Source organism: Methyloversatilis sp. (assembly GCF_965284615.1).
Taxonomy (GTDB): Bacteria; Pseudomonadota; Gammaproteobacteria; order Burkholderiales; family Rhodocyclaceae; genus Methyloversatilis.
Map to the genome: position 1 here is coordinate 2792703 of NZ_OZ260098.1, position 24271 is coordinate 2816973.

Consider the following 24271-nt stretch of genomic DNA (forward strand, 5'->3'; position numbering starts at 1 on the left):
CACAACAAACGAGGAGAACACCCCATGCGTCTTTTTGCAGCCCTGCTCGCCATTGTCGCCAGCACCACGGTCTTCGCGCACGGTCCGTCGCGCCTGAAGGCCAACGAAACGATCACGCTGAAGGCCAGCCCGGACGCCGTTTGGGCCAAGGTGAAGGACTTCACGCAGCTGCAGTCCTGGCACCCGGCCGTCGAGAGCAGCATCGCCACTGCCGGCAGTGATGTCGGTTCGGTGCGCACGCTGAAGATCAAGGGCGGCGGCGAAGTGGTCGAGAAGCTGGAAGCGATTTCGGATGTCAACCGCAGCCTCACCTATACCGCCCAGGACGGCGGCGCGCTGCCGGTGAGCAAGTACAAGTTCACGATTACCGTGAAGCCGGCCGACGGTGGCGGTTCGACGGTGGAGTGGAAAGGCGTGTTCTTCCGCGCCGACGCGAGCGAGCATCCCGCTGCCGGCAAGGACGACGAGGCGGCCACCGGCACGATCAAGGCGGTCTATACCGACGGTCTGAAGAATCTGAAGGCGCTGCTGGACAAGTAATCGTCGCGACAGCGAAAGCGGAACGGGCGGCCATGGCCGCCCGTTTTCATTTGAGCCGTTGCTGCAGCTCGCGGATCAGGCCGTCGGCCGCGTCCTCGATCAGATCGAGCACTCGCTCGAAGCCCGCCGGACCACCATAGTAGGGGTCGGGTACCTCGTCCTCATCGAAGCGTTCGGCGTGCTGGAGGAACAGCGCCAGCTTGTGACGCAGCGGTTCCGGGCAGTTGCGTTCGAGATTGCGCAGGTTGTCGCGGTCCATCGCATAGATCAAGTCGAACTGCATGAAATCGGCCACATCGACACGACGCGCGCGGATGCGTGTCAGATCGACGCCGCGCGAAGCCGCCGCCGCGGCCGCACGCGGATCAGGCTTGCTGCCGACGTGGTGGGCGTGCGTACCGGCCGATGCGACCTCGACGCGTTCGTGCAGACCCGCGGCTTCGAGCCGCGCGCGCACCACGCCCTCGGCGGTCGGCGAACGACAGATGTTGCCCATGCAGCAGAACAGTATCTTCATGTCGGGATCCCGTGCGGCACGCAGCGGCCGGCGCATCCAGCGCTCAAGCACAGCCACTTCCCGTAGCTATATCGAGGCGGACCGGGATGCCGCTCATCGCGTCTTCGTCGCCCCATGAACGGACGGGCAGCTCGGGCGGATCGAAGGCGGTATCCCCCTCCTCCACCACACTGCCCGGCTTCAGGCCGGCGAAATCGAACAGCTTCTGATCGGCCAGGTGCGAGGGCACGACATTGCGCATCGCCGTGGCCATCGATTCGATGCGTCCCGGATACAGCCGCGCCCACTCCTGCAGCATCGCCTTCACCTGCTTGCGCTGCGCGTTCTCCTGCGAGCCGCACAGATTGCAGGGAATGATGGGGTAATCCATCACGCGGGCGAAGCGCTCGATGTCGCGCTCGGTGCAGTAGGCCAGCGGCCGGATGACGATGTGACGGCCGTCGTCGCTGACCAGCTTGGGCGGCATCGACTTGATCTTGCCGCCGAAGAACATGTTCAGGAACAGCGTTTCCAGCAGGTCGTCGCGGTGGTGGCCCAGCGCGATCTTGGTCGCGCCCAGTTCGGACGCCACGCGGTAGATGATGCCGCGGCGCAGCCGCGAACACAGACCGCAAGTGGTCTTGCCCTCGGGAATCTTGTCCTTGACGATGGAGTAGGTGTCTTCGGTCTCGATGCGGTACTCGACGCGGATCGACTCGAAATAGGCCGGCAGGATGTGATCCGGAAAGCCCGGCTGCTTCTGGTCGAGATTGAAGGCGATCAGCCGGAAGCGCACAGGCGCCCGCTCCTGCAGGCCGCGCAGCAGTTCCAGCATCGTGTACGAATCCTTGCCGCCGGACATGCACACCATGATCACGTCGCCGTCCTCGATCATCGAGTAATCGCCGATGGCCTGCCCCACGGCGCGTTCGAGACGCTTGCGGAACTTGAGGAAGGTGTTGGACAGCGGCTCGGCAGCGGCGGCCGGAACGGGAGCGAGGACCTGCGACATGGTGAGCGACGCAGCTGCGCTGCGCGACATGATCTGAAGCGCTGATTATAGCCGGCTCATCGACGGCCCGGCCCGTGCGCCGCGCCCCGGCCAGGGTACCTTTGCCCACCGCCGGTCTCCGACGAGATCTGCAGATCCCTTCACGGGCCGTCGGTGCACATCGGACGATGCCGTTGGAGGCGGCCATATGCGCTTTCCTGCGTCGAGTCATGGCTGCGCCCTTGGACTGCGACAGCCTCGCCAGCATCGCGCAGGGGAGGGCGGCGACAGGCTGGCGGACACCATTCCATTCGCAAAAGACTGTGTCCTGCGCACACATTCATCGATACGGCATCAGCACGAACTAAAATGCGCTGACCATTTTTCAGCCCATTCGTCATGCTCCGCATCCTTGTCCTGATACTCGGCACTCTCATCAGTCAGGCCGCTCTTGCACAGGCCGTCAGGGCACCCGAATTCGACCGTCTCGCCGGCAATTCGCGCATCGTCCTGATGCCGCTCGACGTTGAACTGTTCACGATGACCGCCGGCGGGATGACCGAGCCACAGGCGCACTGGACCGAACAGGCACGAAACCATCTGCTCGCGTCGCTCAGACGGCGGGAGGCCGCGATGGACACGCCGCTGATCGAGCTCGCTGATCAGGACATAAAGGTGGCGGAACTGAATCACCTGCACGGTGCCGTCGCCGGTGCCATCGCCCTGCACCACTACCTCACCCATTACGAATTGCCGACCAAGGAAAAGCGCATGGACTGGCATATCGGTGCCGACACCGACTGGCTGCGCGAGAAGACCGGAGCCGACTACGCACTGTTCCTTTTCGTGCGCGACAGCTACGCCACTGCCGAGCGCAAGATGACGATGTTCCTTGCCGCCATGCTCGGCGTCGGCATTCCGGCGGGCATACAGATCGGCTACGCCTCGCTGGTTGACCTTCAGACCGGCCAGATCGTGTGGTTCAACCGACTGGTGCGTGGCACCGGCGACCTGCGGGAAGCCGAACCGGCGGAAGAATCCATCACCGCGCTGCTCGACAAGTTTCCGCGCCAATGACGCAGCGTCGCGATGCCTCGCCGGCCGATATGTACCGGCGCGACCTCCTGTGCAGTTGCTGCTCCGGCGCACTACTGTCGCTGCTGCCCTCGCTCGCGCGGGCTGCGTACGACATGCCGGCCCGCTTCGAGCGTCCGGACATCGCCACCGACGAGGGCGGGCTCTGGGCCATGATGGACCGCGAGGAGGAGAAGCTCAGACACTCGCGCTTCCTGCTCGGCGACGCCGAACTGCAGCGCTATGTGTCCGATATCGCATGCCGGCTTGCCGGCAATCACTGTCCGGACATGCGCGTGTATCTGGTGCGCACGCCATTCTTCAACGCCAGCATGGCACCCAACGGCATGATGCAGGTGTGGAGCGGACTGCTGCTGCGCGCCTCCAATGAAGCCCAGCTGGCGGCCGTGCTCGCGCACGAGGTCGGCCACTACCTGAAGCGTCACAGCCTGGAGCGGATGCGCGACGCGCGTTCGAAGTCAGCGCTGGCCCAGTTCGTGGGCATGGCACTGGGTGTGGCAGGCGCGGGCGGCGTGGGCTCGATTGCCCAGCTTGGCGTGCTGGCCGGCATGTTTGCCTTTTCGCGTGAGAACGAGCGCGAGGCAGACGCCATCGGTCTGGACCTGATGTACCAGGCCGGCTACGACCCGATGGAAGCTTCGCGGGTGTGGGCACAACTGATCGACGAGAAGGACGGCGAAAGCAGCGGCGGCACCGTGCTGTTCGCCACCCACCCCGCTTCGACCGAGCGCCGCGACACGCTGGCACAGGCGGCGGGCAAGCTGGGACACGAGCATGACGGCGCCGCGCACGCCGACCGCTACCGTGCCGCGATCGCACCGGTGCGCCTTGCCATGCTGCAGGACGAACTGCGCCGCCGCGTGCCTGACAGTTCGCTGCGACTGTTCGACCGGCTGATGGCCACGCAGTCCCGCGACGGCCAGTTGCTCTACGCCCGCGCCGAGGCGCTTAAGGCGCGCAATGACGCGGGCGACGCCGAACAGGCGATGACCGCGCTGGAGGAAGCCGAGTCGCTGCCGGACACGCCGCCGGAAGCACAGCGACTGCGTGGTCAGCTGCTGCGCACGCGCGGTGACCACGATGGTGCGCGCGCGGCGTTCAACCGCTACCTCGAGCTGAAACCGACCGCGCCGGACGCGCCGATGATGCGCAGCTATGTCGGCACGCACTGAACCGCCAACCGCGAGAACACGAAGAAAGAATCCGACCGTGAAGCCCCTCTTCTCCCTGCTGCTGATTGCGCTACTCGCCGGCTGCGCCTCACCCTTCACCCGCGTGGACAATGCACGCGTCGTCGTACGCGAACGCATGGAAGTGAGGGCCGAAGGCGACTGGAACCGCTTCACGCCGCCCGGTAGCAAGCACCGCGAAATCTGGACCCAGCACGGCATGCCGCTCGACGTGCTGGTGTTCTTCACCGGCGTTGCCGACGGCGAGGCCTTGAACGATCAGGTCAGCGCCGACAAGAAGCCGCCAAAGTTCAAGGCCACGATGTCCCCGGAGGACGTCGCCGCCCTGTTCGAGAACCTGGTCGCCGGCAACGGCGGCCGCTTCGAGTTACTGCAACTGGAGCCCCATACCGTGGCGGGCGGCGAAGGCTTCCGCTTCAACTTCAACTACACCGCCCGCGGTGAGGAGATCGAGCGCTCCGGTCTGGCAATCGCGACAGTGAGAGACAAGCGTCTGTATGCGCTTGTCTATGCCGCACCGCGTGGTCGCTATTTCGAACGTGGCCGGCCCGGCGCCGAGCGCGTGATGGATAGCCTGCACCTTGTCGGCAAACCCTGACTCGGGGTCCCGACGACGAGACGCGACGGCTTGCCCCTTCCGCCATCCGCCGCGTCCCGCCATCGGGATCGGTGTGCTGCGACGCCCTAGCGTCGTCGCAGCGCCGGCGCTGAGCCGGTGTGATGGGTGCGCGCCGCGACCCAGGCGGCGTGCATGATTCTTTCGAGCCGGACGGCGTCGGCCGCCAGCGCGCGGAACACGATGCCGGCGGCATTCGGCAGCAGACTGGCGCCGGCCAGCGCACCCTCGACCTCGGGCAACGCTCGCAAGGCGTGCAGCAATTCGGCATCGGCTGATCCACCCAGCAGCCACAGCGATCCGTGCATGCGCAGCCCGGCATTCGCGCCGGCATTGCCGGACAGCCAGTTCCCGCCGTCGATGCACATCCGTTCCCGCGCCAGCAGCTGTCCGTTTCCGTCGCGCACCGTCATCGTCGATTCGAGCCAGGCAAACGATCGCTGCTCGCCAGCGGGGTCATGCGGAAGGAAGCTGTCGGCGACGACGACCAGTGCGCCGTCCGCCATTGTCACGTCGATGTCGCTCACCATATGACTGCCCGGAAACAGGATGAGCGGGGCCGGCATGTACTCCAGCAATGCGCCCGGTTGCACGACGAGACGTGTGCGCTGCACGGCCGACCCGCCCTGCATCGCATGCACGATGGTCGATGCCGGCGTCGCGATATGGGCGCGTGCGCCCTGCCCTACCTCGATGCGACTGGCCAGCCGCTCGTGCTCGAACAGGCCGCCGGACACCGATTGCAGATATACGACGCACAGATCGGGCGCCGAGCCATCGACGTACAGCGCGCGGCCGACGTGCACCGGGTAGCCGACGTACTGGCGCCCGAGATAGCTGCGGCCGGTCGCATCGCGCGCGAAGGCGAGATCGACGCAGGGCCGTACCTCGGCCGGCGGCATGCGTTCGTGAGCGGACGGGCGCAGCGCCTCGACAAGTGCCGGCTCAACGGTCAAACAGCACCTCCTGCGCGATGCGCTCGACCACCGCGTCAACACCGTCGCCGCGCGCGCAGTTGGTGAGCAGCGTGGCGCGGCCGGCGCGCACGTCTTCCGCTTCGGCCACCATGCGATCGAGGTTCACGTTCACATGCGGCGCCAGATCGACCTTGTTGATCACTAGCAGATCGCACTGCAGTACGCCCAGTCCGCGCTTGCGCGGAATGTCGTCGCCGCCGGCCACGTCGATCACGAACAGCCAGTAGTCGACCAGATCGAGCGAGAAGGACGACGCCAGGTTGTCGCCGCCGCTTTCGATCAGGATCAGTTCCAGCCCCGGGTAGGCGCGGTCCAGCTCGTCGGCCGCGGCGAGGTTGAGCGTGGGGTCCTCGCGGATCGCGGTGTGCGGGCAGGCGCCGGTTTCCACCGCCAGCACGCGCTCGGGCGCGATCAGGCCGCTGCGGCGCACGCGCTCGGCGTCCTCGGCGGTCACCAGATCATTGGTGATGACCGCGATGTCGGTGCCGCGTTTGATGAAGCGCGGAATGAGCTGTTCCAGCAGCGCAGTTTTGCCGGAACCGACCGGGCCGCCGATGCCAACCCGGGCGGCGCCGCGCGGTCGTGCGTGGGTGTTCAGTTGTGCGGACATGGCTTCACCTCAGCATGTAAAGACGGTTGAGCGGCACGCGGTTGACCGGCGGGCAGCTGATGACGCGCCCATCGACGCTCACCTCGAAGGTCTGCGGATTGACCGTGATGTTCGGGCAGGCGGCGTTGCGCACCATGTCGGCCTTCTGCAGCGTGCGCGTGCCCTTGCAGGGCAGCAGCGCCTTGCGGATGTCGAGCCGGCCGTTGAGGTCGCTGTCGAGCGAGGCGGCGCACACGAAATTGGCCGACAGCCCCTGCGGCGCGCGACCGAAGGCGCCCCACTGCGGGCGCATGATGAGCGGCTCGCAGGTCATCAGTGACGCCGCAGAATCACCCATCGCGCCGTAGGCGATGAAGCCGCCCTTGACCACGATTTCCGGCTTGATGCCGAAGAAGGCCGGACGCCACAGCACGATGTCGGCGAGCTTGCCCGGCTCCAGCGAGCCGACGTGGTGATCGACGCCGAACGAGCGCGCCGCGTTGATCGTGTACTTGGCGATGTAACGCAGGATGCGTTCGTTGTCGGCGCTGCGCGTGGTCTCTTCCGGCAGGCGGCCGAACTGGTCCTTCATCTTGCTGGCCAGCTGCCAGGTGCGGCAGATCACTTCGTTGATGCGCCCCATGCCCTGGCTGTCCGAGCCCAGCATCGAAATGGCGCCCATGTCGTGCAGCACGTCTTCGGCGGCGATGGTCTGCGCACGGATGCGGCTTTCGGCGAAGGCCACGTCCTCCGGCACGGCCGGATTCAGGTGGTGACACACCATGATCATGTCCAGGTGCTCGTCGAAGGTATTTACCGTGTAGGGGTTGGTCGGGTTGGTCAACGACGGCAGGCAGTGCTGCAGCCCGGCCACGCAGATCACGTCCGGCGCATGGCCGCCGCCTGCACCCTCGGTGTGATACATGTGGATGGTGCGGCCCTTCGTCGCCGCGAGCGTGTCTTCGAGGAAACCCGATTCGTTCAGCGTGTCGGTGTGCAGTTGCACCTGGAAGTCCATCTCGTCGGCCACCGACAGGCAGGTGTCTATGGTGGCCGGTGTGGCGCCCCAGTCCTCGTGGATCTTCAGGCCGATGCAACCCGCCTTCATCTGCTCGACCAGCGATTCCGGGCGCGACGAGTTGCCTCGGCCGAGGAAGCCGAAGTTCATCGGCCACTGTTCGGACGCCTGCAGCATGCGGCCGACATTCCACGCGCCCCCGCAATCGATGCCCACGGTGATCGGGCCAAGCGAACCGCCGAACATCGTCGTGATGCCCGAAGCCAGCGCATGTTCGACCAGCTGCGCCGAATCAAAGTGCACGTGCACGTCCAGCCCGCCGGCGGTGGCGATCAGCCCTTCGCCGTCGCGCACGGTGGTGGCGTTGCCGACCAGCAGTTTCGGATGCACGCCATCCATTACGTGCGGATTGCCGGCCTTGCCGATGGCGACGATGCGCCCGTCCTTGATGCCGATGTCGCCCTTGACGATGCCGACTACCGCATCGATGACGACGACGTTGCTGATCAGCATGTCGAGCGCGCCCTGTTCGGACGTGAGGCCGCCCATCATGCCGAGCCCGTCGCGCAGCGTCTTGCCGCCGCCGTGCAGGCACTCGTCACCGGGCGTCGAGAAGTCGTGCTCGATCTCCGCCAGCAGCGAGGTGTCGCCCAGGCGCACCATGTCGCCCTTGGTTGGGCCGTACATCGCCGCGTAGTCGCGGCGGGTGAGCCATGTCATGTCGTGTTCTCCCTGTTGTCGATGACAGCGCTCAGGCGCCGCGGAATCCGGCCTGGCGTGCGCGCGCCAGCGCGTCCGGCAGGCCGGTGGCGTCCCCGGTCGGGCCCTCGGCCAGACGGTTCAGACCGAACACCTCGCCGCTGCCGCCGAAGGCGACCAGCGTCACTTCCTTGTCCTCACCGGGCTCGAAGCGCACCGCGGTGCCGGCAGCGATGTCCAGGTGCATGCCCCAGGCCTGGGCGCGGTCGAATTCGAGCGCGCGGTTCACCTCGAAGAAGTGGAAGTGGCTGCCCACCTGTATCGGCCGGTCGCCGGTGTTCAGTGCGCGCAGCGTGGCGCGGCGGCGGCCGGCGTTCAGTTCTATCTTCCCGTCGGCCGGGATGATTTCGCCCGGCGTGCGCGCCGGCGGCGCTTCGGCCGGCGCGTTCGCGCCCGGACGTATCGGGTCATGCACGGTCACCAGCTTGGTGCCGTCGGGAAAGCTGGCTTCGACCTGGATCATCGGCATCAGCGCCGCGACGCCAGGCAACACGTCGTCGCTGTTCAGGATCTGCGAGCCGAAGCCGATCAGTTCGGCCACCGTGCGGCCGTCGCGTGCCCCCTCGAGAATGTCGTTGACGATGATGGCGATCGCCTCCGGGCAATTGAGCTTCAGGCCGCGCGCGCGGCGCCGGCGCGCCAGTTCGGCGGCATTGAATATCGTCAGTCTTTCGAGTTCGGTCGGTGTCAGCAGCATGTGTGCGCTTTCCAGTCAGTTGGCGAACAGCCGGGCATTGCGCGGCTCGTGGCGCATGGCGGCGATGTCGAGCGCTGGCGCACCGTTCCACAGTTCGTCGGTCGATGGGGGCGGCGTGTCGATGACGCGCGCGATCAGCGGCCGCGTGCGCGCCAGCAGGCGCTGACCTTCGGTGTGACCGATCAGGCCCATGCGCAGCGCGGCACCGACCACCGTGGTGCACAGGCCGCTCGCAGCCATCGCGTCGCAGCCGGGGGCCGACAGTCCGTAGGCGCCCCACACCAGGCCCTGCACCACCGGCAGATGGCCGGGCAGACCGGCGGCGCGCACCTGGTCGAGATAGACCTGTGCGATGCCGAGGCCGAGATCGGCGTGCACGCGAAGCTGCGTGAAGCCGAGGCGGCGGCTCGCATCGCGCCAGCCGCGCACGAGGTTCATCGCCTCGCACAGGCGGTCGAGTTCGGTCGCTTCGGCCAGAGCGGCCGCGCCGCGCTGCGACCAGGCGGTGCGCGCCGCCTGCATCAGCGGTCGGTCGAAGCCGGCCCACCGCTGTTCGATGTGGCTGCACAGCAGCTCGAACACCTGTTCTGCGCCGCCGACCTTGCCGTCGAGCTTCAGCGACTCCAGCCCCCACGAGAACGAGGTGGCGCCGCTGGGAAAGAAGCTGTCGGCGAACTGCAGCATGCCCAGCATGCCGATCGCGTCGCCGCCGCCATCGTCAGACGACGGAATGTGAAAGGGCGCGTGCGGTGCGTTCATGTCAGTGCGCATGAGGAACGGCGAGGTAGCGTGTGCCGCCCTGCGCCGGCGCATCGAGCACGGTCGCGTCACCGCGCGCCAGCAGGTGGGTCATGCGCTTCAGATAACCCTCGCGCGGGCCTTCGAGCGCAATCCACAGGCAGTCGCCGTCGAAGCGCACCTTCCAGTGCATGTTGCCGGCGAAGTAGCCGATCTCCAGCGCGCCGGCCGGGTGTGCGGCGCGCAGCACCAGCCACTGTGGTTCGTCGAGCATCACCAGCACGGCGCGCCCCGGTTCGAGCAGCAGCACCGAGCCGTTCTCGAGCTGCGCACCGCGGTCCAGCAGCAGCGCCAGTTCGGTGCCGCGGTCGGTCACCAGGCGCTGGCGGCGGCGAGCCAGGTCGTTGCGTGACAGGCGTATGCGCTCGACGCCGCCGTCGTGTTCGATGTGATGCAGCCGGTCGGCGATATCCGGGTCGGACGCATTGCCGACGATGTCTGTCAGTCTGAGCATTGTTCGGTCTCTTCCTTGCGGTCGGGTCCGGGCTGTCCCGCAAATGCCGCGGGACAGCCACCATCAGCGCAGCCGCCCGCGGGCGGCGTGCGGCTTACAGCGTCGGGTAGGGATTGGGTTCGATCAGCGGCGATTCATAGATCAGCTTCACCTGACCGTCCGCGGTGAAGGAGCCGATGCGCGCCTGCTTCCACAGGTGGTGGTTGGTCGCATGGAACTTCACCTTGCCTTCCGGCCCTTCGAACTCGAGGTTGGCCGAGGCGGCCACCACCTTGTTGACGTCGAAGCTCTTGGCCTTCTCGACCGCCATCTTCCACAGGTAGACCGCGGTATAGGCGCTGGCCAGCGTGTCGCCGGTGACGCGCTTGTCGCCGTACTTGGCCTTGAAGGCGGCAACGAACTTCTTGTTCGCGGGGTTATCGAGGCTCTGCAGATAGCTCATGCAGGTGAGCACGTCCTGCACGTTCTCCTTGCCAATGCCGGACACTTCCTCTTCCGACACCGCGAGCGCCATCACCGTGGTCTTGTTGAAGTTCACGCCAGCCGCCTTGAGCTGCTTGTAGAAGGCCACGTTGGAACCGCCGACCACGGTACTCAGAATGATGTCCGGCTTGGTCGCCTTGATCTTGTTGATGGTGGAGCCGAAGTTGGTGCTGCCCAGCGGCAGGTATTCCTCGCCCAGCACCTTGCCGCCGCCCTTGACGATGGTCGGGCGGGCGATCTTGTTGGTGACGCGCGGCCAGATGTAGTCGGAGCCGATCAGGTACACCGTCTTGCCGCGATTGGCCAGCAGCCAGTTGCACGCCTGAATGCACTGCTGCGTCGCCTCGTGCGCGGTGTAGAGGATGTTCGGCGACTGCTCCTGGCCTTCGTAATAGGTCGGGTAGTACAGCAGGCCCTTCATCTGCTCGAATACCGGCAGCACCGCCTTGCGCGACGCCGAGGTGTAGCAGCCGAACACGGCCGCGACCTTGTCGCGGTCGAGCAGCTTGCGCGCCTTCTCGGCGAAGGTGGGCCAGTCGCTGGCGCCGTCCTCGACCACCGGAACGATCTTCTTGCCGAGCACGCCACCGGCGGCGTTGATCTCGTCGATGGCGAGCTTTTCCGCATCGACCACCGACGCTTCGGCCAGCGCGATGGTGCCGGTCAGTGAATGCAGGATGCCCACCTTCACGGTGTCGTCGGCCATGGCATTGCGCACCATCCACGGACCGGCGACGGATGCGAGCGCAAGGCCTTTGATGATGTCGCGCCTGATTTGATTCTTCATGATGAACCTCGATGGAAGTGATGAAAGAAAGTGGCTTTCGATCGCACCGTCGTCGTTGCCGGGGCGGACTTACGTGTCGTGCAGGCGAAAGGGCCTGCCCGGATCCGGAGATCCAGGGCAGGCCCTTTTGCCTTGTTCCGCGCCGGCAATGCTGGCGGAGCGGAAAGTTGAATCGATGATAGGAAGGCTGTTGCGGTGCGTCAAGCGTCGGCAACGGCTTTTTTTCAAATTCTTTTCGATGGTCCGGGAGCGCGGATGTACGCGCTTTCAGATCATCAATACATCGGCATTCCCGTGCGCGCGCCGACGTTTCGCATGAGGGCGCGCCCTCCCCTGAGGGAGCGGTCTTGGCCGCGACACGGCCGCTGCAGTCCGCCGGCTTCGATCTATGCCGCTGTCGGGGTCAGAAGACCCCTCCCACAGAATCCCGACTGAGGCTAGGGTCGCGGATCTGGCGCACGTCCCCTGTGGGAGCGGCCTTGGCCGCGACGCGGCCGCTGCAGTCCGCCGGCTTCGGTCTATGCCGGTGTCGGGTTCAGAAGACCCCTCCCAAAGAACCCCGACCCCGGCGCGGGTCGCTATCCATCTACAATTTTCGATCGTCGGTACATGAACACGCAGCGCCCGCCCGGTGCACTCGATGCCCTCGCCGGATGCAGCCGGTAGCGGCCGGTCATGAAATCGACCACGGTGCGCGCCGCGTTCACCGACAGTGCCGGCTTCCAGAGCCAGATGTCGCGCTCCGGGTTGACGCCGCACAGGCCGAACAGCGCGTGTTCCGGGTCGTCGGCCATGCCGATGGACCACTCGTCCATGCGCGCACCGAACTCCTTGATATAGGTGAGGCACTCGAACTTGATCTGCTGCACGCTGTAGCTCATCGCATCACCCCGGAACCGGAATCAGCCGTGCCGGCGACGACACGGCGGCCGTGCGGCTGCGCCACTGATCGAACAACGCAGCACCCTTCTGTTTCTCTTCGGCCGACATCTGGCCGATCATGCCTTCGAGCGCGTTGAGCGCGCTGCCGACACCGTGCTGCGCTGCCAGCGACAGCCAGGCGAAAGCCTGTGCCCGGTCCTTGTCCACGCCCAGCCCGTTGGCGTACATGAAACCCAGCCGCGCCTGCGAGGGGAAGTGCCCCTGCCCTGCCGCCTGCCGGTACCAGTGCGCCGCCTGCGCTTCGTCCTGCGCCGTGCCCTGTCCTTTGAAGTACAGCGTCGCCAGATTGCTCTGCGCCATCGCGTCGCCGGCTTCGGCTGCCGCGCGCAGCCAGTGCAGCCCGCGTTCGGGATCGGCGGGCGTGCCATTGCCCATGATCAGCATGGCGCCGACATTGGTCTGCGCCGGCACGTGGCCGCCCTCTGCGGCGCGCAGATACCAGCGGAAGGCCGTCGTCAGATCGGCCGTTACGCCTTCGCCATTCGCGTGCAGCGCGCCGATCCAGGCTTGCGCCTCGACGTCGCCCTCTTCCGCCAGGGTCTCGAACCGCTGCGCGGCGGTCGCGAGATCGCCGTCGCGGTAAGCGGCCACCGCATCGTCGAGCCCCGCAGTCATTTCCATCAGTGCCTGCATATAGATATCTCCCGGTCTGCCCGATCTGCATTCAGCGCGCAGCGATGCGCGCCATCACGTGTGTCTCGATCCATCGTCCGCCGGCATCCAGCCGGCTGGCCGGCTCACAGCCGCGACCGCCGATACCGCCCCCTTCGATCGCCGACTGCGCCTCGGCGGCGGCGGCGAGACGGGTATGCAGCAGCGTCTCCCAAGAGAACGCGCTGTCGTCTGGCCCGAACTGCGCGACCCGGCACATCGTGCGGGTGAGCGATACCGGCTGCAGCACGACGGCACAACATCCCGCTGCCGACCACAGCAGCACGAGGTTGGGAAACAGCAGTGCCGCCCCGCCTTCGGCATCGGCACGGCACAGCGCGACTTCGCCGGATGCACACGTAGCGGAGGCCCCCAGCAAGTGCTGGGCGACCAGCTTCCAGTTGGCGTCGCAGTCGTTCCAGCGGCTGCGATGGCTGTCCGGCTGCACACCGGCCCACGCCGGCAATGTTGACGTCAGCGCGCGGGCGGTCGGCCCGAACGACGACCCGTGCGGATCGAGGCTGACGAACAACAGCGGCCCCCAGGTCGCAGTGCGCACCGGCAGCAGGCGCTCCGGCCGCAGTCCGAGGTACTGGTACATCTCGGGCGTCCCCTCGCCCAGCTCGCCGGCGGCGATCGGCGGACGGTCGAGACTGTGGCCGCAGGATGTGAACGAGCACGGCGTCTTCGCGCCCTGCTGACACTGCAGCGGCACCACGCGGCAGCCGCCGTGCTGCGCCTTGTTGAAGCGGCCGGCGAAACCGCCGTCCGGCAGGCGCTGCACGTGGATGGCGTGGTCGCCGACGGTGAAAGGCAGCAGATCGCCGGCAGCCGGGATGTCGAGCGTGCTGCCCACGCACACCCATTCGCGCGTCCAGATCGCGTCGTCTTCGGCGCGGGCAAAATCCAGCCCGCGAAACGCGGCGACGTCGAATGCGCCGCCGGCTTTCGCCGGCCGGCGGTGCAGATGCACCGGATGTTCGGTCATGCATTCCATCGACGAGTCCTCCGTCTGATTCCGTCTGCGCAGGGTTCGCCCGCACCGCGAGCGAACCCTGCGTGCACCTCACATCAGTTCTTCGACGCCAGCGCCGGCGACTCATAGTCCGCGCGACCGCGGTGCTTGTATGCTTCCTTCGGCGCGGCCGGCAGCGGGCCGTCCTGCATGAAGCGGTCGAGCACGTTCTTGGTCAGACGCGAAATGTTGTTGTCGCAGTTGTTCCACGGCAGCGAGCCGCAGTAGGCGATGGAGCTGAATGCGAAGCAGCCGCCGCCGTTGGGCGTTTCGTGGAAGGTGATGTCGGCGCGCACGCGCGGATGCACGGTGCCGTCCAGACCCTGCTGGTTGAAACCGAAATCCTCCATCACCAGCAGGTAGGCCTCGGTGTGACGGCCGGCCGAGGTGGCGACGGTGAGGATGTGCGGCGGCGAACCCAGCATGGTGTTGACGATGTCCAGTTCCAGACCGGCCGCTCCGCCGCCGACCAGACCGAAGTTGCCGAGGTTCTCCTCGTAGCTGATGCCGTCGAAGGCCCAGCTGACGCGCGGATCCAGACTTTCCGGCGTGCGCGAGAAGTAAGACGAAATGTCGAAGCCCTCCGACGACATGCCGGTGCCGGCCACCGAGTGCAGGTAGCGGCCACGATAGCGCCACATGCCGCCCAGCTCGCCGGTGCCCTGGTGGTAGTACTCGCCCGGATCGGCGCGCCAGGTGCGGATGCCGGATTCGCAGCGGCGCATTTCGGTGACGATGCCGCGGCCCAGTCCGTCGTAGGCCGGGTGGAAGGAATGCACCCAGTACCAGGCGTCGGCGCCCATATACATCAGGCGGCCGCCGCGCTGCGTGTAGTTGTGCAACGCGTCGAGCTGGGTGCCCGAATTGTGCTCGGGGTGCGAGCCGGTGATGATGACGTTGTAGTTCTCGAGCCGGGCCAGACCGTCATAGGTCACGTCCTCGTCGGTGAACACGTCGTACTCGTAGCCCATCTGTTCCAGCCAGCAGATCAGGTGCAGGTCGGCCGGGTACTGCCACGGTGCCTGCGCGAGGAAGTGGTCGTACTTCGGACGGATGCTCAGGATGGGCCGCAGCCGCGACGACAGGCAGATGCCGCTGCCGTCGGTGTGGGTGTCGTAGATCGAGCCGCCGTACTCGCGGTGTTCGGCGAGGAACATGTTCTGCTGCTGCATGATGGGCACGCGATACACGAACAGTTCGGCGCCGCCGGCGTTGCACGCGACGTGTTCGTTCGCGTAGGCCATGTAGCTGATGGTGGGCACCATGACCGCGATCTTCGACTGTTCCTGGCCGATCTTCGGCACGATCCAGAACGGGATGTAGTCCTCGTCACCTTCCGGCGTCGTCAGCTTGGCGGCGTAGAAGCGACTCTTGATGTCGGCCGGCACGGTCACTCTAAGCTCACTTCCCAGCGCGCGTTGTCGAGATCGTCGTCGTGGAAGTGGATGGCGCCGTATTCCTTCGGCGCAACCTTCCAGTCGAAGGTCTGGCCGGCCCAGTTGTATCCGGTCAGCGCGCGCGTCGGGCAGTTAACAAGCGTGGCGTCGAAGCGGTAGGGACCGGCGTCCTTCGCCACCAGCGTGTCGATGCCGTCGGAGAAGTCCCAGGCGGCGACGATGGCTTCCGACAGCACACCGGTCGGGCCGGCGTTGCGGCGCTCGGTCAGCCCCGGCTGCGCGCCGCCCTTCATCATTTCGATCTCGAAGCGCGACAGCGCGCGGCTGCACAGGCGCGGGCTGTCGATCTTGCCGTTGTAGTGGCCGCCGACGATGACGCCCTGCGGCAGCGAGGACAGACCCAGCGGCCCCGGCTCGACATGGTCAACGTAACCGGCGATCACCAGCGGCTGATCGGTGTGCTCGATCTTGCCCTTGAAGGCCGCCTTGACCGGCGGGATTTCGGGGTCGAGCGCGTAGACCACCTGCGGCTCGTGATACAGCACCACCTCACCGGTCTTCGCGTCGAAGCTGGCGGCGATGAAGTGCCAGGCGTGGTCGCGCAGCGGCGCGCCGGTGGTGTAGGTTTCGCCATTGATGCGCAGCTCGACACAGCCGTCGGTATTGATGAACAGGCCGTAACCCTTGCCGCCGGACCACTTGGTCACCAGGCCCTGGGCGCCGTGCTTCCAGTAGCGCTTGTCGGTCTTCGGCGTGGTCGGCCAGATCCAGCACTGCAGCGTGAAGCTGTCCGGCTTCAGTTGCGGCGCATCCGCCACGAAGCCGTAGGAACCGCCATAGACGACCTGTTTGATGCCGTCGTAGACGCCCTCGCAGTCGGCCTTCACGGCCTTCTCGATGAAGCCGGGACCACGCGGATTGGTGTCGCCGTTGATCATCTGCACGATGGACGCGCTGTACTTCTTCGGTCCGTCGCAATTGACGTAGAACTTGATGGTGTCGCCCGGATGGACACTGAACTTGTCGGCGTATCCGGTCAGTCGCATTGCACACATGGTCGTTTCTCCAGGCCGAGCGCCGCCCTCCGGGGGCTCGGATGCTTTTGCAGTAGGTAGGGTGAAGACGGGTGCGGCCGCAGCCGCGCGTCAGCGCTGGGTGGTGATCAGGTCACCGGCCAGTTGTCGTCGCGCCGCTTGTAGCCTTCGTGGTAGTGCTCCGGCATGCCGTCGGTCTCTTCCATCTCGTCGAGACGCATCAGGAAGATGGCGTGCTGGATGTCCTGCTCGCTGGTGTAGACGGTGTCGTCAACGAATACCGGCGGCACGCCGCGAATGCCGGACAGACGCCCGATGCGCCATTCCGCGTCGATCTTCGTGCAGATGACGATGAGCTTGCCTTTCGGCGAGGCGCCGCGCATGCGCAGCAGCACGCGCTTGAGCAAGGGGTCTTCGTGCACGCCGCCGCTGATGTGGGTGGTGTCGCCGGGCGTTGCGCACTTGAGTACCGAGAAGCCTGCCACGCCGGCCATGGACTTCACGCACTCGAGGTGTTCCTGGATCAGCCGGTCGCGCTCCGGCGTGCCTTTCCTGGGTATCGGAATCACTGCACTCTCCTTCAAGGGTTGAACATCTGGAAGCTCCTGTCGCGACCGGCCGGCACTGGCCAATGCGAAATATCGCGAAAAATCGCAAAAACTCGAAAGCGAAAAACCAAAACAAAAAGGCCTGCCGGATCCGGAGATCCGTGCAGGCCTTTTTGCCCGTCTTCGCGCCCGGCAGTGTTGGCGGGGCGAAGCGTTGAGTGAATCTTAGTGAGCCTCTTTCGCGCGGTCAAGCTCTGTTAGTATCGATCACGTTTTTTGTCACCCGGCCGCAAACCCGTGTCCACAAACGATCCCATCAAGGTCGGTGTTCTGTTCTCGCGTGAGGGCGTGACATCGCGCATCGAAAACACGATGCTCGCCGGAACGCTTTTCGCGATCCGCGAGATCAACGATGCCGGCGGCATCGACGGCCGAGAGCTGGTTCCGGTCTACTACGATCCGCAGTCGAATCCGCAACAGTTCCGCTCGCTCGCGACCCGTCTGGTACAGGACGACAAGGTCAATGTCATTTTCGGCTGCTATATGTCGAGCACGCGCAAGGCGGTGCTGCCAGTGGTTGAAAGATGGAACCGCCTGCTGTTCTGCCCGACCATGTACGAGGGCTTCGAGTTCTCGAACAACATCATCTACACCGGTGGTGCGCCGAACCAGAACAGCGCCCTGCTCGCCGACTACATGTCAACCCGCTTCGGCGCGCGGGTGTACCTGATCGGCAGCGACTACATCTTCCCCTACGAATCGAACCGCATCATGAGCGACTTCGTGCACCACCGTCAGGGTGGCGCCAAGGTGGGCGAGCGCTATGTGCACCTCGACGCGAAGGAAAGCGCCTTCACGCCGATCATGAAGGACATCAAGGCCAAGCAGCCGGACTTCATCTTCTCGACCATGGTCGGCAAGACCACCCGCATGCTCTACCAGGCCTACGCGGACGCCGGCTTCGATCCGAAGAAGATGCCGATCGCCAGCCTGTGCACCAGTGAGGAAGAGGTATCCGAAATGGGTATCCGACTGGCGGAAGGTCACTACACGGCGGGCACCTATTTCCAGTCCATCGACACCCCGCGCAACCGCGACTGCGTGGCGCTGTTCCGCAAGCTGTTCGGCAACGAGGTGCAACCCAACATGAGCTGGGAGTCGTCCTACTACCAGGTGCATGTGTTCGCCGACGCCTTCCGCGAAGCGGGCAGCGACGAGCATGACATCCTGCTGCCGCACATCCTCGGGCGCGAGTTCGACGCGCCGCAGGGCCGCATCCGTATCCTGCCGCACAACCACCACGCCCGCCTCTACCCGCGCATCGGCCGGGTGAACAGCGAGGGCCAGTTCACGATACTGGCCGAGACGCCGGGCGGCGTCGATGCCGACCCCTACCTGGTCAGCCACTCCTTCGACGACTGGAGCACGCGGCTGCGCGTCAATGCGAGCGAAGAGGAATCGACGTGAGCAGTCCGCCGCGCACAGGCGTACGCAGCAAGCGGATCACGCCGGAGTTCCTGACCCAGCTGCGCAATCTGCGCATCGTCGTGCTGCATCCGCGCGACGCCGACGGCGAGGTGCTGATCCAGCAACTGAAGCGCATAGGCTGCCAGGTGCAGACCTTCTGGCCGCCGGTGCAGGACATCCCGGACAACGTCGATGTCGTGTACTACGCGATCCAGTCCAACGAGATGCACGCGCCGCTGAACTTCAGCAACTTCGAACAGCCGCCCGCGGTGATCGCCGTCGTCGGCTACGAAAACCCGACCATCTTCGAAGTGATGCTGCGCCTGGGTGCGACTGGCGTACTCAGCGCCCCGCTGCGCTCGACCGGCGTGCTCGCCTCACTGGTGCTCACCGTCGGCCTGACGCAGGAAATGCGCGGCTACAAGAAAAGGGTGCAGCGACTTGAGCAGAAGCTGCTCAGCGTGAACCAGATCAACGACGCCAAGGCCATCCTGATGCGCACCCGCGGCGTCAGCGACGCCGAGGCTTACAAGATCATTCGCGAACAGGCGATGAGCAAGCGCGTGCCGACGGAGGAGATCGCGCGGGCGATCATTCATGCGGACGAGATCCTGTCGGGCTGAGCATCTTCGGCGCCGTGCCGCGACGAGCTTCAGGGGACTTTTGCCGTCCGGCCTCCTTGCCAGCGCAGGATGTCCTGTCCGCTTGCGATGTGCCAGGGGCATGACACACCTCAGTGCGCTGCCGCACCGAGTTCCTTGCGCAATGGGTCTAGGTTGATGTTCATCCGGCTTTGCCGGCAGAGCACACCCTTTCCTTCAAGGAGTCCCCGCATGAAAACCTCAAAAGTCCTCGTTTCCACCCTCAGCGCCCTGTCAGTGATGGGCGTCATCGGTTTTGCCTACGCGCAGAACCAGAACAGCCCCGACAAATCGTCCGGTCAGGTCAGCAGCCCTCTGGTTGTCGAAAAGGGCGGTGCCGACAGTCAGGCCATGCCCTCTCACCCTGCACTGCAGGAACATGAGAAGGGGCAGACGGGCAGTACCTCATCCAGCGCAGCCCGCGAAACGGATGTTGAGCGCGAACGCGCCAGGGCCCTGCGCGACATGTCGAACGAGAAGCCCACCGGTGCCGGCGAAAGCAGCTCGGGCGAGCTCGTCGCACGCGCCGATCGCAACTGACGGAGCAGATGACACGACCGGTTGAACCGTGTCGTTGATCGACGTTCCGTGAAACCGTCCGGCAGAGCGGCAAGTCCGCATGCAGACATGGATGCCGCAGGCGCGGTCCGGCGTGGCGTGGGCGTCGGCCTTGCCACGCTGGCGCTTCTTCTTCCGGTCGCGGCGGGCCGGCAACCTGCAAACCCGGCGGACGCCGGGCTGATCGAATCGAGCCCGCGATTCGCGGATATCGACGCGGGCGCAGCGTCGGACGACGTTCGCCATGTCGCGGACTGGGTCGCCGATACGCACGACAACGCGGGCGCCCGCTTCTTCGTCGTCAACAAGAAGGCTGCACGGCTGTATGCCTTCGCCGCCGATGCCCGCCTCCTCGCGTCGGCGCCGGTGCTGCTGGGTGCCGCCCACGGCGATCACTCGGTGCCGGGGATAGGCGACCGGCCGATGGAACAGATACGACCCGACGAGCGCACCACGCCAGCCGGGCGTTTCCTGGCGCAGCGCGGTCGCAACACGCTGGGCGAGGATGTCGTATGGATCGACTATGCCGCTGCCGTATCGATGCACCGCGTGCGCACGACCCGACCGGAAGAGCAGCGGCTGCACCGGCTGGCCACCGCGAGCAGCGACGACAACCGCATTTCCTACGGGTGCATCAACGTGCCCGTCGTCTTCTACGAAACCTACCTTGGCGCGCACAACGCGATGAACGGAGCCGTCGTATACGTGCTGCCGGAACGCGATGCGGCGCAGCAGGTTTTCGGCTCCTATGGCGTCGCCGCAGTGCATGGCCTGCGGGACGGCAGACACTCCACCGAAAAGGGAAACACCTATGTACTCCGTCACCACGCACGACCAGAGCAAGCTGTACGTGAAGGACTGGGGCAGCGGCCAGCCGGTCATACTTATTCATGGCTGGCCACTGTCCGCCGATAGCTGGGACGATCAGGCGATGGCCCTCGCCGAGGCGGGATACCGCACCATCGCGTACGATCGTCGTGGCTTTGGCCGCTCATCGCAGCCTTGGCAGGGCTACGACTACGACACGCTGGCCGACGATCTGGCGAGCGTGATCGAGCAGACCGGCGCGCAGGACGCCGTGCTCGTGGGCTTCTCGATGGGCGGCGGCGAAGTCGCCCGCTACATGTCTCGCCACGGCGGCAGGTCGGTGGCGAAAGCGGCCCTCGTGTCGTCGGTGCTGCCCTTCCGCCTGAAGACCTCCGACAACGCGAACGGCACGGAACAGAGCGCCTTCGACACCACGGCTGCGGCCATCAACGACGACCGCGCCGAATTCTTCAGCGGCTTCTTCAAGGACTTCTTCGGCGTCGGCATCATGTCCCATCCGGTCAGCGACGAACTGCTCGAATGGGCGCGCAGCGTGGCGATGCAGGCCAGCCTGAAGGCCACACTGGAGTGCGTGAAGTCCTTCTCGGGCACCGACTTCCGCAGCGAGCTCGCCGCCTTCAAGGTGCCGACACTGATCATCCACGGCGCCGACGACAGGACCGTGCCGATCGAAGCGTCGGCCAGGCCGACGGCGCGAGGCATCGCGAACTCCATGCTGCTCGAGTACGACGGCGCACCGCACGGCCTGTTCGCCACACACAAGGAACGTCTCACCGGGGATCTGCTGGATTTCATACGCGGCAGGTAAACATTCCCCCAGGACGCGCTGCGCAGTCAAAACATGCGCGCGCAAACAGAAACGCCGCCCAAGGGCGGCGTTTCTGTTGCTCGGCTCGGTCCGTGATCAGAACAGTCCCGACACCTTGCCATGCTCGTCGATGTCGATCTTTTCCGACGCCGGCACCTTGGGCAGGCCCGGCATGGTCATCATGTCGCCGCAGATGGCGACCACGAAACCGGCGCCGTTGGCCAGGCGCACTTCACGCACGTTGAGCGTGTGGCCGCTCGGTGCGCCGCGGGCAGCCGGGTCGGCGGAGAAGGACATCTGGGTCTTCGCCATGCAGACCGGGAAACGGCCGTAGTCGGCATTCCAGCTTTCGAGCTGCTTGCGGGCGGCGTCGGAGAAGGTCACCGCGCCGGCGCCGTAGATCTTGGTGGCGATGGTGGTGATCTTGTCCTGCAGCGTCGCGTTCTCGTCGTAGACGAAAGTATGCTTGCCCGGTGCGTTGTCGCAGATGTCGGCAACCATGCGCGCCAGTTCTTCGGCACCGGCACCGCCGCTCGCCCAGTGGCGGGCGATCACGAACTTGCCGCCGAGTGCTTCGATGCGGCTCTTCAGCAGCGCGATTTCGGCGTCGGTGTCGAAGGTAAAGTGGTTCACCGACACGACGCAGGGCAGGCCGTAGTGCTCGGTGATGTTCTTCAGGTGGCGCTCGATGTTGACGATGCCCTTTTCCAGCGCGGCCAGATTTTCCTGGTTCAGGTCTTCCTTCTTCACGCCGCCGTGGAACTTCAGCGCGCGGATGGTGGCGACCAGCACGACGGCCGACGGGTTCAGCCCGGCCATGCGGCACTTGATGTCGATGAACTTCTCGGCGCCGAGGTCGGCACCGAAGCCGGCTTCGGTCACGACGTAGTCAGCCATCTTCAGGCCGGCCTTGGTCGCGGTGACCGAGTTGCAGCCGTGCGCGATGTTGGCGAAGGGGCCGCCGTGGATGATGGCCGGGTTGTTCTCCAGCGTCTGCACGATGTTCGGCTTGATCGCGTCCTTCAGCAGCGTGGCCATGGCGCCCTGCGCCTTCAGGTCGCTCGCGTACACCGGCTTCTTGTCGCCCAGGGTGTAGCCGATGATGATGCGGCCGAGACGTTCCTTCAGGTCCATCAGCGAATTGGCCAGGCACAGGATGGCCATGACTTCGGACGCGACCACGATGTCGTAGCCGTCCTCCCGCACGAAGCCGTTGGCGGTGCCGCCGAGACCGATGGTGATCTTGCGCAGTGCGCGGTCGTTCATGTTGACCACACGCTTCCACTGGATCAGGCGCGGGTCGATGCGCAGTTCGTTACCGTGGTTGATGTGGTTGTCGATCAGCGCCGACAGCAGGTTGTGCGCGGCGCCGATGGCGTGGAAGTCACCGGTGAAGTGCAGGTTGATGTCTTCCATCGGCACGATCTGCGCGTAGCCGCCGCCGGCCGCACCGCCCTTGACGCCAAACACCGGGCCCAGCGAGGGCTCGCGCAGGCAGATCATGGTCTTCTTGCCGATGCGGTTCAGCGCGTCGCCCAGACCGACCGTGGTCGTGGTCTTGCCCTCGCCTGCCGGCGTCGGGCTGATCGCTGTGACCAGGATGAGCTTGCCGTCCGGACGGTCCTTCAGGCTGTTCAGGTAGTCGAGCGACACCTTGGCCTTGTAGTGGCCGTAGGGCTCGATCGCGTCCTCGGGGATGCCCAGCTTGGACACCACCTGGCTGATGCGCTGCATTTTCGCCTGCTGGGCGATTTCGATATCGGATGCCATATTGGTTTTTTCCGTGTAGTCGTCAATCGGGGTGGAAAGCGGCGGGCCTCACTACCCGCCGTTACTGCGTCTGCTGTTCACTGCTTATATATGTGAATCACGCGGCCGGGCCCTCCCCGGCCGCGCTGCCGCACGCTCAGCGTGCCGCGGCGATCGTGTCGGCCTTGGCGATCAGCGCTTCGGCCATGCGGATGCTGGCGATGTCGATCAGGCGACCGTCGAGCGACACCGCACCGCGGCCTTCCTTCGCCGCCTGCGCCATCGCTTCGAGAATGCGGCGTGCCTTCGTCACCTCGGCCTCCGACGGCGTGTAGACCTTGTTCGCCAGTTCGATCTGCGACGGGTGAATCGCCCACTTGCCTTCGTAACCGAGCACGGCAGCGCGGTTCGCCGCGGAAATATAGCCGTCCGGATCGTTGAAGTCACCAAACGGGCCGTCGATCGGACGCAGGCCGTAGGCGCGGCAGGCGACCATCATGCGGGTCTGCGCGGCGTGCCACGGATCGGTCCAGAAGGACTGGCGGTTGCCCTGCTCGTCCTTGTCGGTCAGCACCACGCTGTCCTTGTTCACGCCACCGATCACGGTGGTGCGGGCGCGGGTCGAGGCGGCGTAGTCGGCCACGCCGAAGCTCATCGCTTCCAGGCGCTTCGACGACTGCGCGATCGCTTCGACGTTGGCCATGCCGAGCGCGGTCTCGATCAGCACTTCGAAGCCGATGCGCTTGGTGCGCTTCTTCGCTGCCTCGATCTGGGTGACCATCATGTTGACCGCGTAAACGTCGGCGGCGGTACCTGCCTTCGGGATCAGGATCATGTCCAGGCGCGGGCAGGCTTCGACGATGTCCACCACGTCGCGGTACATGTAGTGGGTGTCCAGACCATTGATGCGCACCATCATGGTCTTGTTGCCCCAGTCGATGTCGTTCAGGCCTTCGATGATGTTCTTGCGCGCCTGCTCCTTGTCGTCCGGCGCGACCGCGTCCTCGCAGTCGAGGAAGATGATGTCGGCAGCCGACTTGGCGGCCTTCTCGAACATGCCCGGGTTGGAACCCGGAACGGCCAGTTCGGAACGGTGCAGGCGGGGCGTGGCTTGTTCGATGATCGTGAAGCTCATGGATGTCT

The 24271-nt window shown here is 65.6% G+C and carries 26 protein-coding genes; 9 read left to right on the plus strand and 17 right to left on the minus strand.

Annotated elements, in window-relative coordinates; genetic code table 11:
- Window positions 1-24 precede the first annotated feature (24 nt).
- Window positions 25-540: an SRPBCC family protein gene (locus ACQ66H_RS13310; RefSeq protein WP_430434425.1), complete on the plus strand. Its 516-nt coding sequence runs from the start codon at window positions 25-27 to the stop codon at window positions 538-540.
- A gap of 46 nt (window positions 541-586) precedes the next feature.
- Here ACQ66H_RS13310 and ACQ66H_RS13315 read toward each other — a convergent pair whose 3' ends face one another.
- Both ACQ66H_RS13315 and ttcA read right to left on the minus strand, forming a co-directional pair.
- Window positions 587-1093, minus strand: coding sequence for a low molecular weight protein-tyrosine-phosphatase (locus tag ACQ66H_RS13315; protein ID WP_430435634.1), 507 nt, complete (start codon window positions 1091-1093; stop codon window positions 587-589).
- Window positions 1094-1100: 7 nt separating this feature from the next.
- Entirely contained in the window at window positions 1101-2048 is a 948-nt protein-coding gene (gene ttcA, locus ACQ66H_RS13320; protein WP_430435635.1) for a tRNA 2-thiocytidine(32) synthetase TtcA, read from the minus strand.
- 378 nt (window positions 2049-2426) lie between these two features.
- Between ttcA and ACQ66H_RS13325 the strand changes: the two genes are divergently transcribed.
- Genes ACQ66H_RS13325 through ACQ66H_RS13335 form a run of 3 tightly spaced genes read left to right on the plus strand, consistent with a single transcriptional unit; the run spans window position 2427 to window position 4910 of the window.
- Entirely contained in the window at window positions 2427-3104 is a 678-nt protein-coding gene (locus ACQ66H_RS13325) for a hypothetical protein (RefSeq protein ID WP_430434426.1), read from the plus strand.
- Window positions 3101-4294: a M48 family metalloprotease gene (locus tag ACQ66H_RS13330; RefSeq protein ID WP_430434427.1), complete on the plus strand. Its 1194-nt coding sequence runs from the start codon at window positions 3101-3103 to the stop codon at window positions 4292-4294. Before ACQ66H_RS13325 ends, ACQ66H_RS13330 begins: the two co-directional genes overlap by 4 nt.
- A 37-nt stretch (window positions 4295-4331) precedes the next feature.
- Window positions 4332-4910: a hypothetical protein gene (locus tag ACQ66H_RS13335; RefSeq protein ID WP_430434428.1), complete on the plus strand. Its 579-nt coding sequence runs from the start codon at window positions 4332-4334 to the stop codon at window positions 4908-4910.
- An 86-nt stretch (window positions 4911-4996) separates the two neighbouring features.
- Here ACQ66H_RS13335 and ACQ66H_RS13340 read toward each other — a convergent pair whose 3' ends face one another.
- The 13 genes from ACQ66H_RS13340 to ACQ66H_RS13400 form a co-directional block, all read right to left on the minus strand.
- Complete coding sequence (locus ACQ66H_RS13340) at window positions 4997-5884, minus strand: urease accessory protein UreD (protein WP_430434429.1); 888 nt, start codon at window positions 5882-5884, stop codon at window positions 4997-4999.
- Entirely contained in the window at window positions 5874-6515 is a 642-nt protein-coding gene (gene ureG, locus ACQ66H_RS13345) for an urease accessory protein UreG (protein ID WP_430434430.1), read from the minus strand. The genes ACQ66H_RS13340 and ureG overlap by 11 nt, the downstream gene beginning before the upstream one ends.
- 4 nt (window positions 6516-6519) lie before the next feature.
- Window positions 6520-8232 carry an urease subunit alpha gene (gene ureC / locus ACQ66H_RS13350; protein ID WP_430434431.1) on the minus strand — a complete coding sequence of 571 codons (1713 nt, stop codon included), beginning with the start codon at window positions 8230-8232 and terminating at the stop codon, window positions 6520-6522.
- 31 nt (window positions 8233-8263) lie between these two features.
- Window positions 8264-8968 (minus strand): urease subunit beta, encoded by a 705-nt coding sequence (locus ACQ66H_RS13355; RefSeq protein ID WP_430434432.1) that lies wholly within the window; start codon window positions 8966-8968, stop codon window positions 8264-8266.
- A gap of 15 nt (window positions 8969-8983) precedes the next feature.
- Window positions 8984-9727 (minus strand): urease accessory protein UreF, encoded by a 744-nt coding sequence (locus tag ACQ66H_RS13360; protein ID WP_430434433.1) that lies wholly within the window; start codon window positions 9725-9727, stop codon window positions 8984-8986.
- Window position 9728: 1 nt separating this feature from the next.
- A complete protein-coding gene (locus ACQ66H_RS13365) occupies window positions 9729-10220 on the minus strand; it encodes an urease accessory protein UreE (protein ID WP_430434434.1) in 492 nt (163 codons plus the stop codon).
- 94 nt (window positions 10221-10314) lie between these two features.
- The gene (gene urtA, locus ACQ66H_RS13370; protein WP_430434435.1) at window positions 10315-11490 is read right to left on the minus strand and encodes an urea ABC transporter substrate-binding protein; all 1176 of its coding nucleotides are present in this window, start codon (window positions 11488-11490) and stop codon (window positions 10315-10317) included.
- 578 nt (window positions 11491-12068) lie between these two features.
- Window positions 12069-12371 (minus strand): hypothetical protein, encoded by a 303-nt coding sequence (locus ACQ66H_RS13375; RefSeq protein WP_430434436.1) that lies wholly within the window; start codon window positions 12369-12371, stop codon window positions 12069-12071.
- 4 nt (window positions 12372-12375) lie between these two features.
- Window positions 12376-13065, minus strand: coding sequence for a tetratricopeptide repeat protein (locus tag ACQ66H_RS13380; RefSeq protein WP_430434437.1), 690 nt, complete (start codon window positions 13063-13065; stop codon window positions 12376-12378).
- A gap of 31 nt (window positions 13066-13096) precedes the next feature.
- Window positions 13097-14080, minus strand: coding sequence for a hypothetical protein (locus tag ACQ66H_RS13385; RefSeq protein ID WP_430434438.1), 984 nt, complete (start codon window positions 14078-14080; stop codon window positions 13097-13099).
- A 74-nt stretch (window positions 14081-14154) separates the two neighbouring features.
- A complete protein-coding gene (locus tag ACQ66H_RS13390; RefSeq protein WP_430434439.1) occupies window positions 14155-15492 on the minus strand; it encodes a N,N-dimethylformamidase beta subunit family domain-containing protein in 1338 nt (445 codons plus the stop codon).
- Window positions 15489-16550, minus strand: a complete 1062-nt coding sequence (locus ACQ66H_RS13395; RefSeq protein ID WP_430434440.1) for a LamG-like jellyroll fold domain-containing protein — start codon at window positions 16548-16550, stop codon at window positions 15489-15491. Before ACQ66H_RS13395 ends, ACQ66H_RS13390 begins: the two co-directional genes overlap by 4 nt.
- Window positions 16551-16657: 107 nt before the next feature.
- Complete coding sequence (locus ACQ66H_RS13400; RefSeq protein ID WP_019917764.1) at window positions 16658-17098, minus strand: hypothetical protein; 441 nt, start codon at window positions 17096-17098, stop codon at window positions 16658-16660.
- 276 nt (window positions 17099-17374) lie between these two features.
- On the opposite strand from ACQ66H_RS13400, the gene ACQ66H_RS13405 reads away from it, so the two are divergent.
- The 5 genes from ACQ66H_RS13405 to ACQ66H_RS13425 all read left to right on the plus strand — a co-directional run bounded on the left by ACQ66H_RS13405 (window position 17375) and on the right by ACQ66H_RS13425 (window position 21379).
- Window positions 17375-18544, plus strand: coding sequence for a transporter substrate-binding domain-containing protein (locus tag ACQ66H_RS13405; RefSeq protein ID WP_430434441.1), 1170 nt, complete (start codon window positions 17375-17377; stop codon window positions 18542-18544).
- A complete protein-coding gene (locus tag ACQ66H_RS13410; protein ID WP_430434442.1) occupies window positions 18541-19167 on the plus strand; it encodes an ANTAR domain-containing response regulator in 627 nt (208 codons plus the stop codon). The genes ACQ66H_RS13405 and ACQ66H_RS13410 overlap by 4 nt, the downstream gene beginning before the upstream one ends.
- Before the next feature lie 210 nt (window positions 19168-19377).
- A complete protein-coding gene (locus ACQ66H_RS13415; protein WP_430434443.1) occupies window positions 19378-19725 on the plus strand; it encodes a hypothetical protein in 348 nt (115 codons plus the stop codon).
- Between the two features lie 21 nt (window positions 19726-19746).
- Window positions 19747-20658 carry a hypothetical protein gene (locus ACQ66H_RS13420; RefSeq protein ID WP_430434444.1) on the plus strand — a complete coding sequence of 304 codons (912 nt, stop codon included), beginning with the start codon at window positions 19747-19749 and terminating at the stop codon, window positions 20656-20658.
- The gene (locus ACQ66H_RS13425; protein ID WP_430434445.1) at window positions 20555-21379 is read left to right on the plus strand and encodes an alpha/beta fold hydrolase; all 825 of its coding nucleotides are present in this window, start codon (window positions 20555-20557) and stop codon (window positions 21377-21379) included. The genes ACQ66H_RS13420 and ACQ66H_RS13425 overlap by 104 nt, the downstream gene beginning before the upstream one ends.
- Before the next feature lie 96 nt (window positions 21380-21475).
- On the opposite strand, the gene ACQ66H_RS13430 is transcribed toward ACQ66H_RS13425, so the two are convergent.
- Together ACQ66H_RS13430 and ACQ66H_RS13435 are read right to left on the minus strand one after the other, a co-directional pair.
- Complete coding sequence (locus tag ACQ66H_RS13430; RefSeq protein ID WP_430434446.1) at window positions 21476-23149, minus strand: formate--tetrahydrofolate ligase; 1674 nt, start codon at window positions 23147-23149, stop codon at window positions 21476-21478.
- Between the two features lie 136 nt (window positions 23150-23285).
- Entirely contained in the window at window positions 23286-24263 is a 978-nt protein-coding gene (locus ACQ66H_RS13435; protein WP_430434447.1) for an HpcH/HpaI aldolase/citrate lyase family protein, read from the minus strand.
- Window positions 24264-24271: the final 8 nt, after the last annotated feature.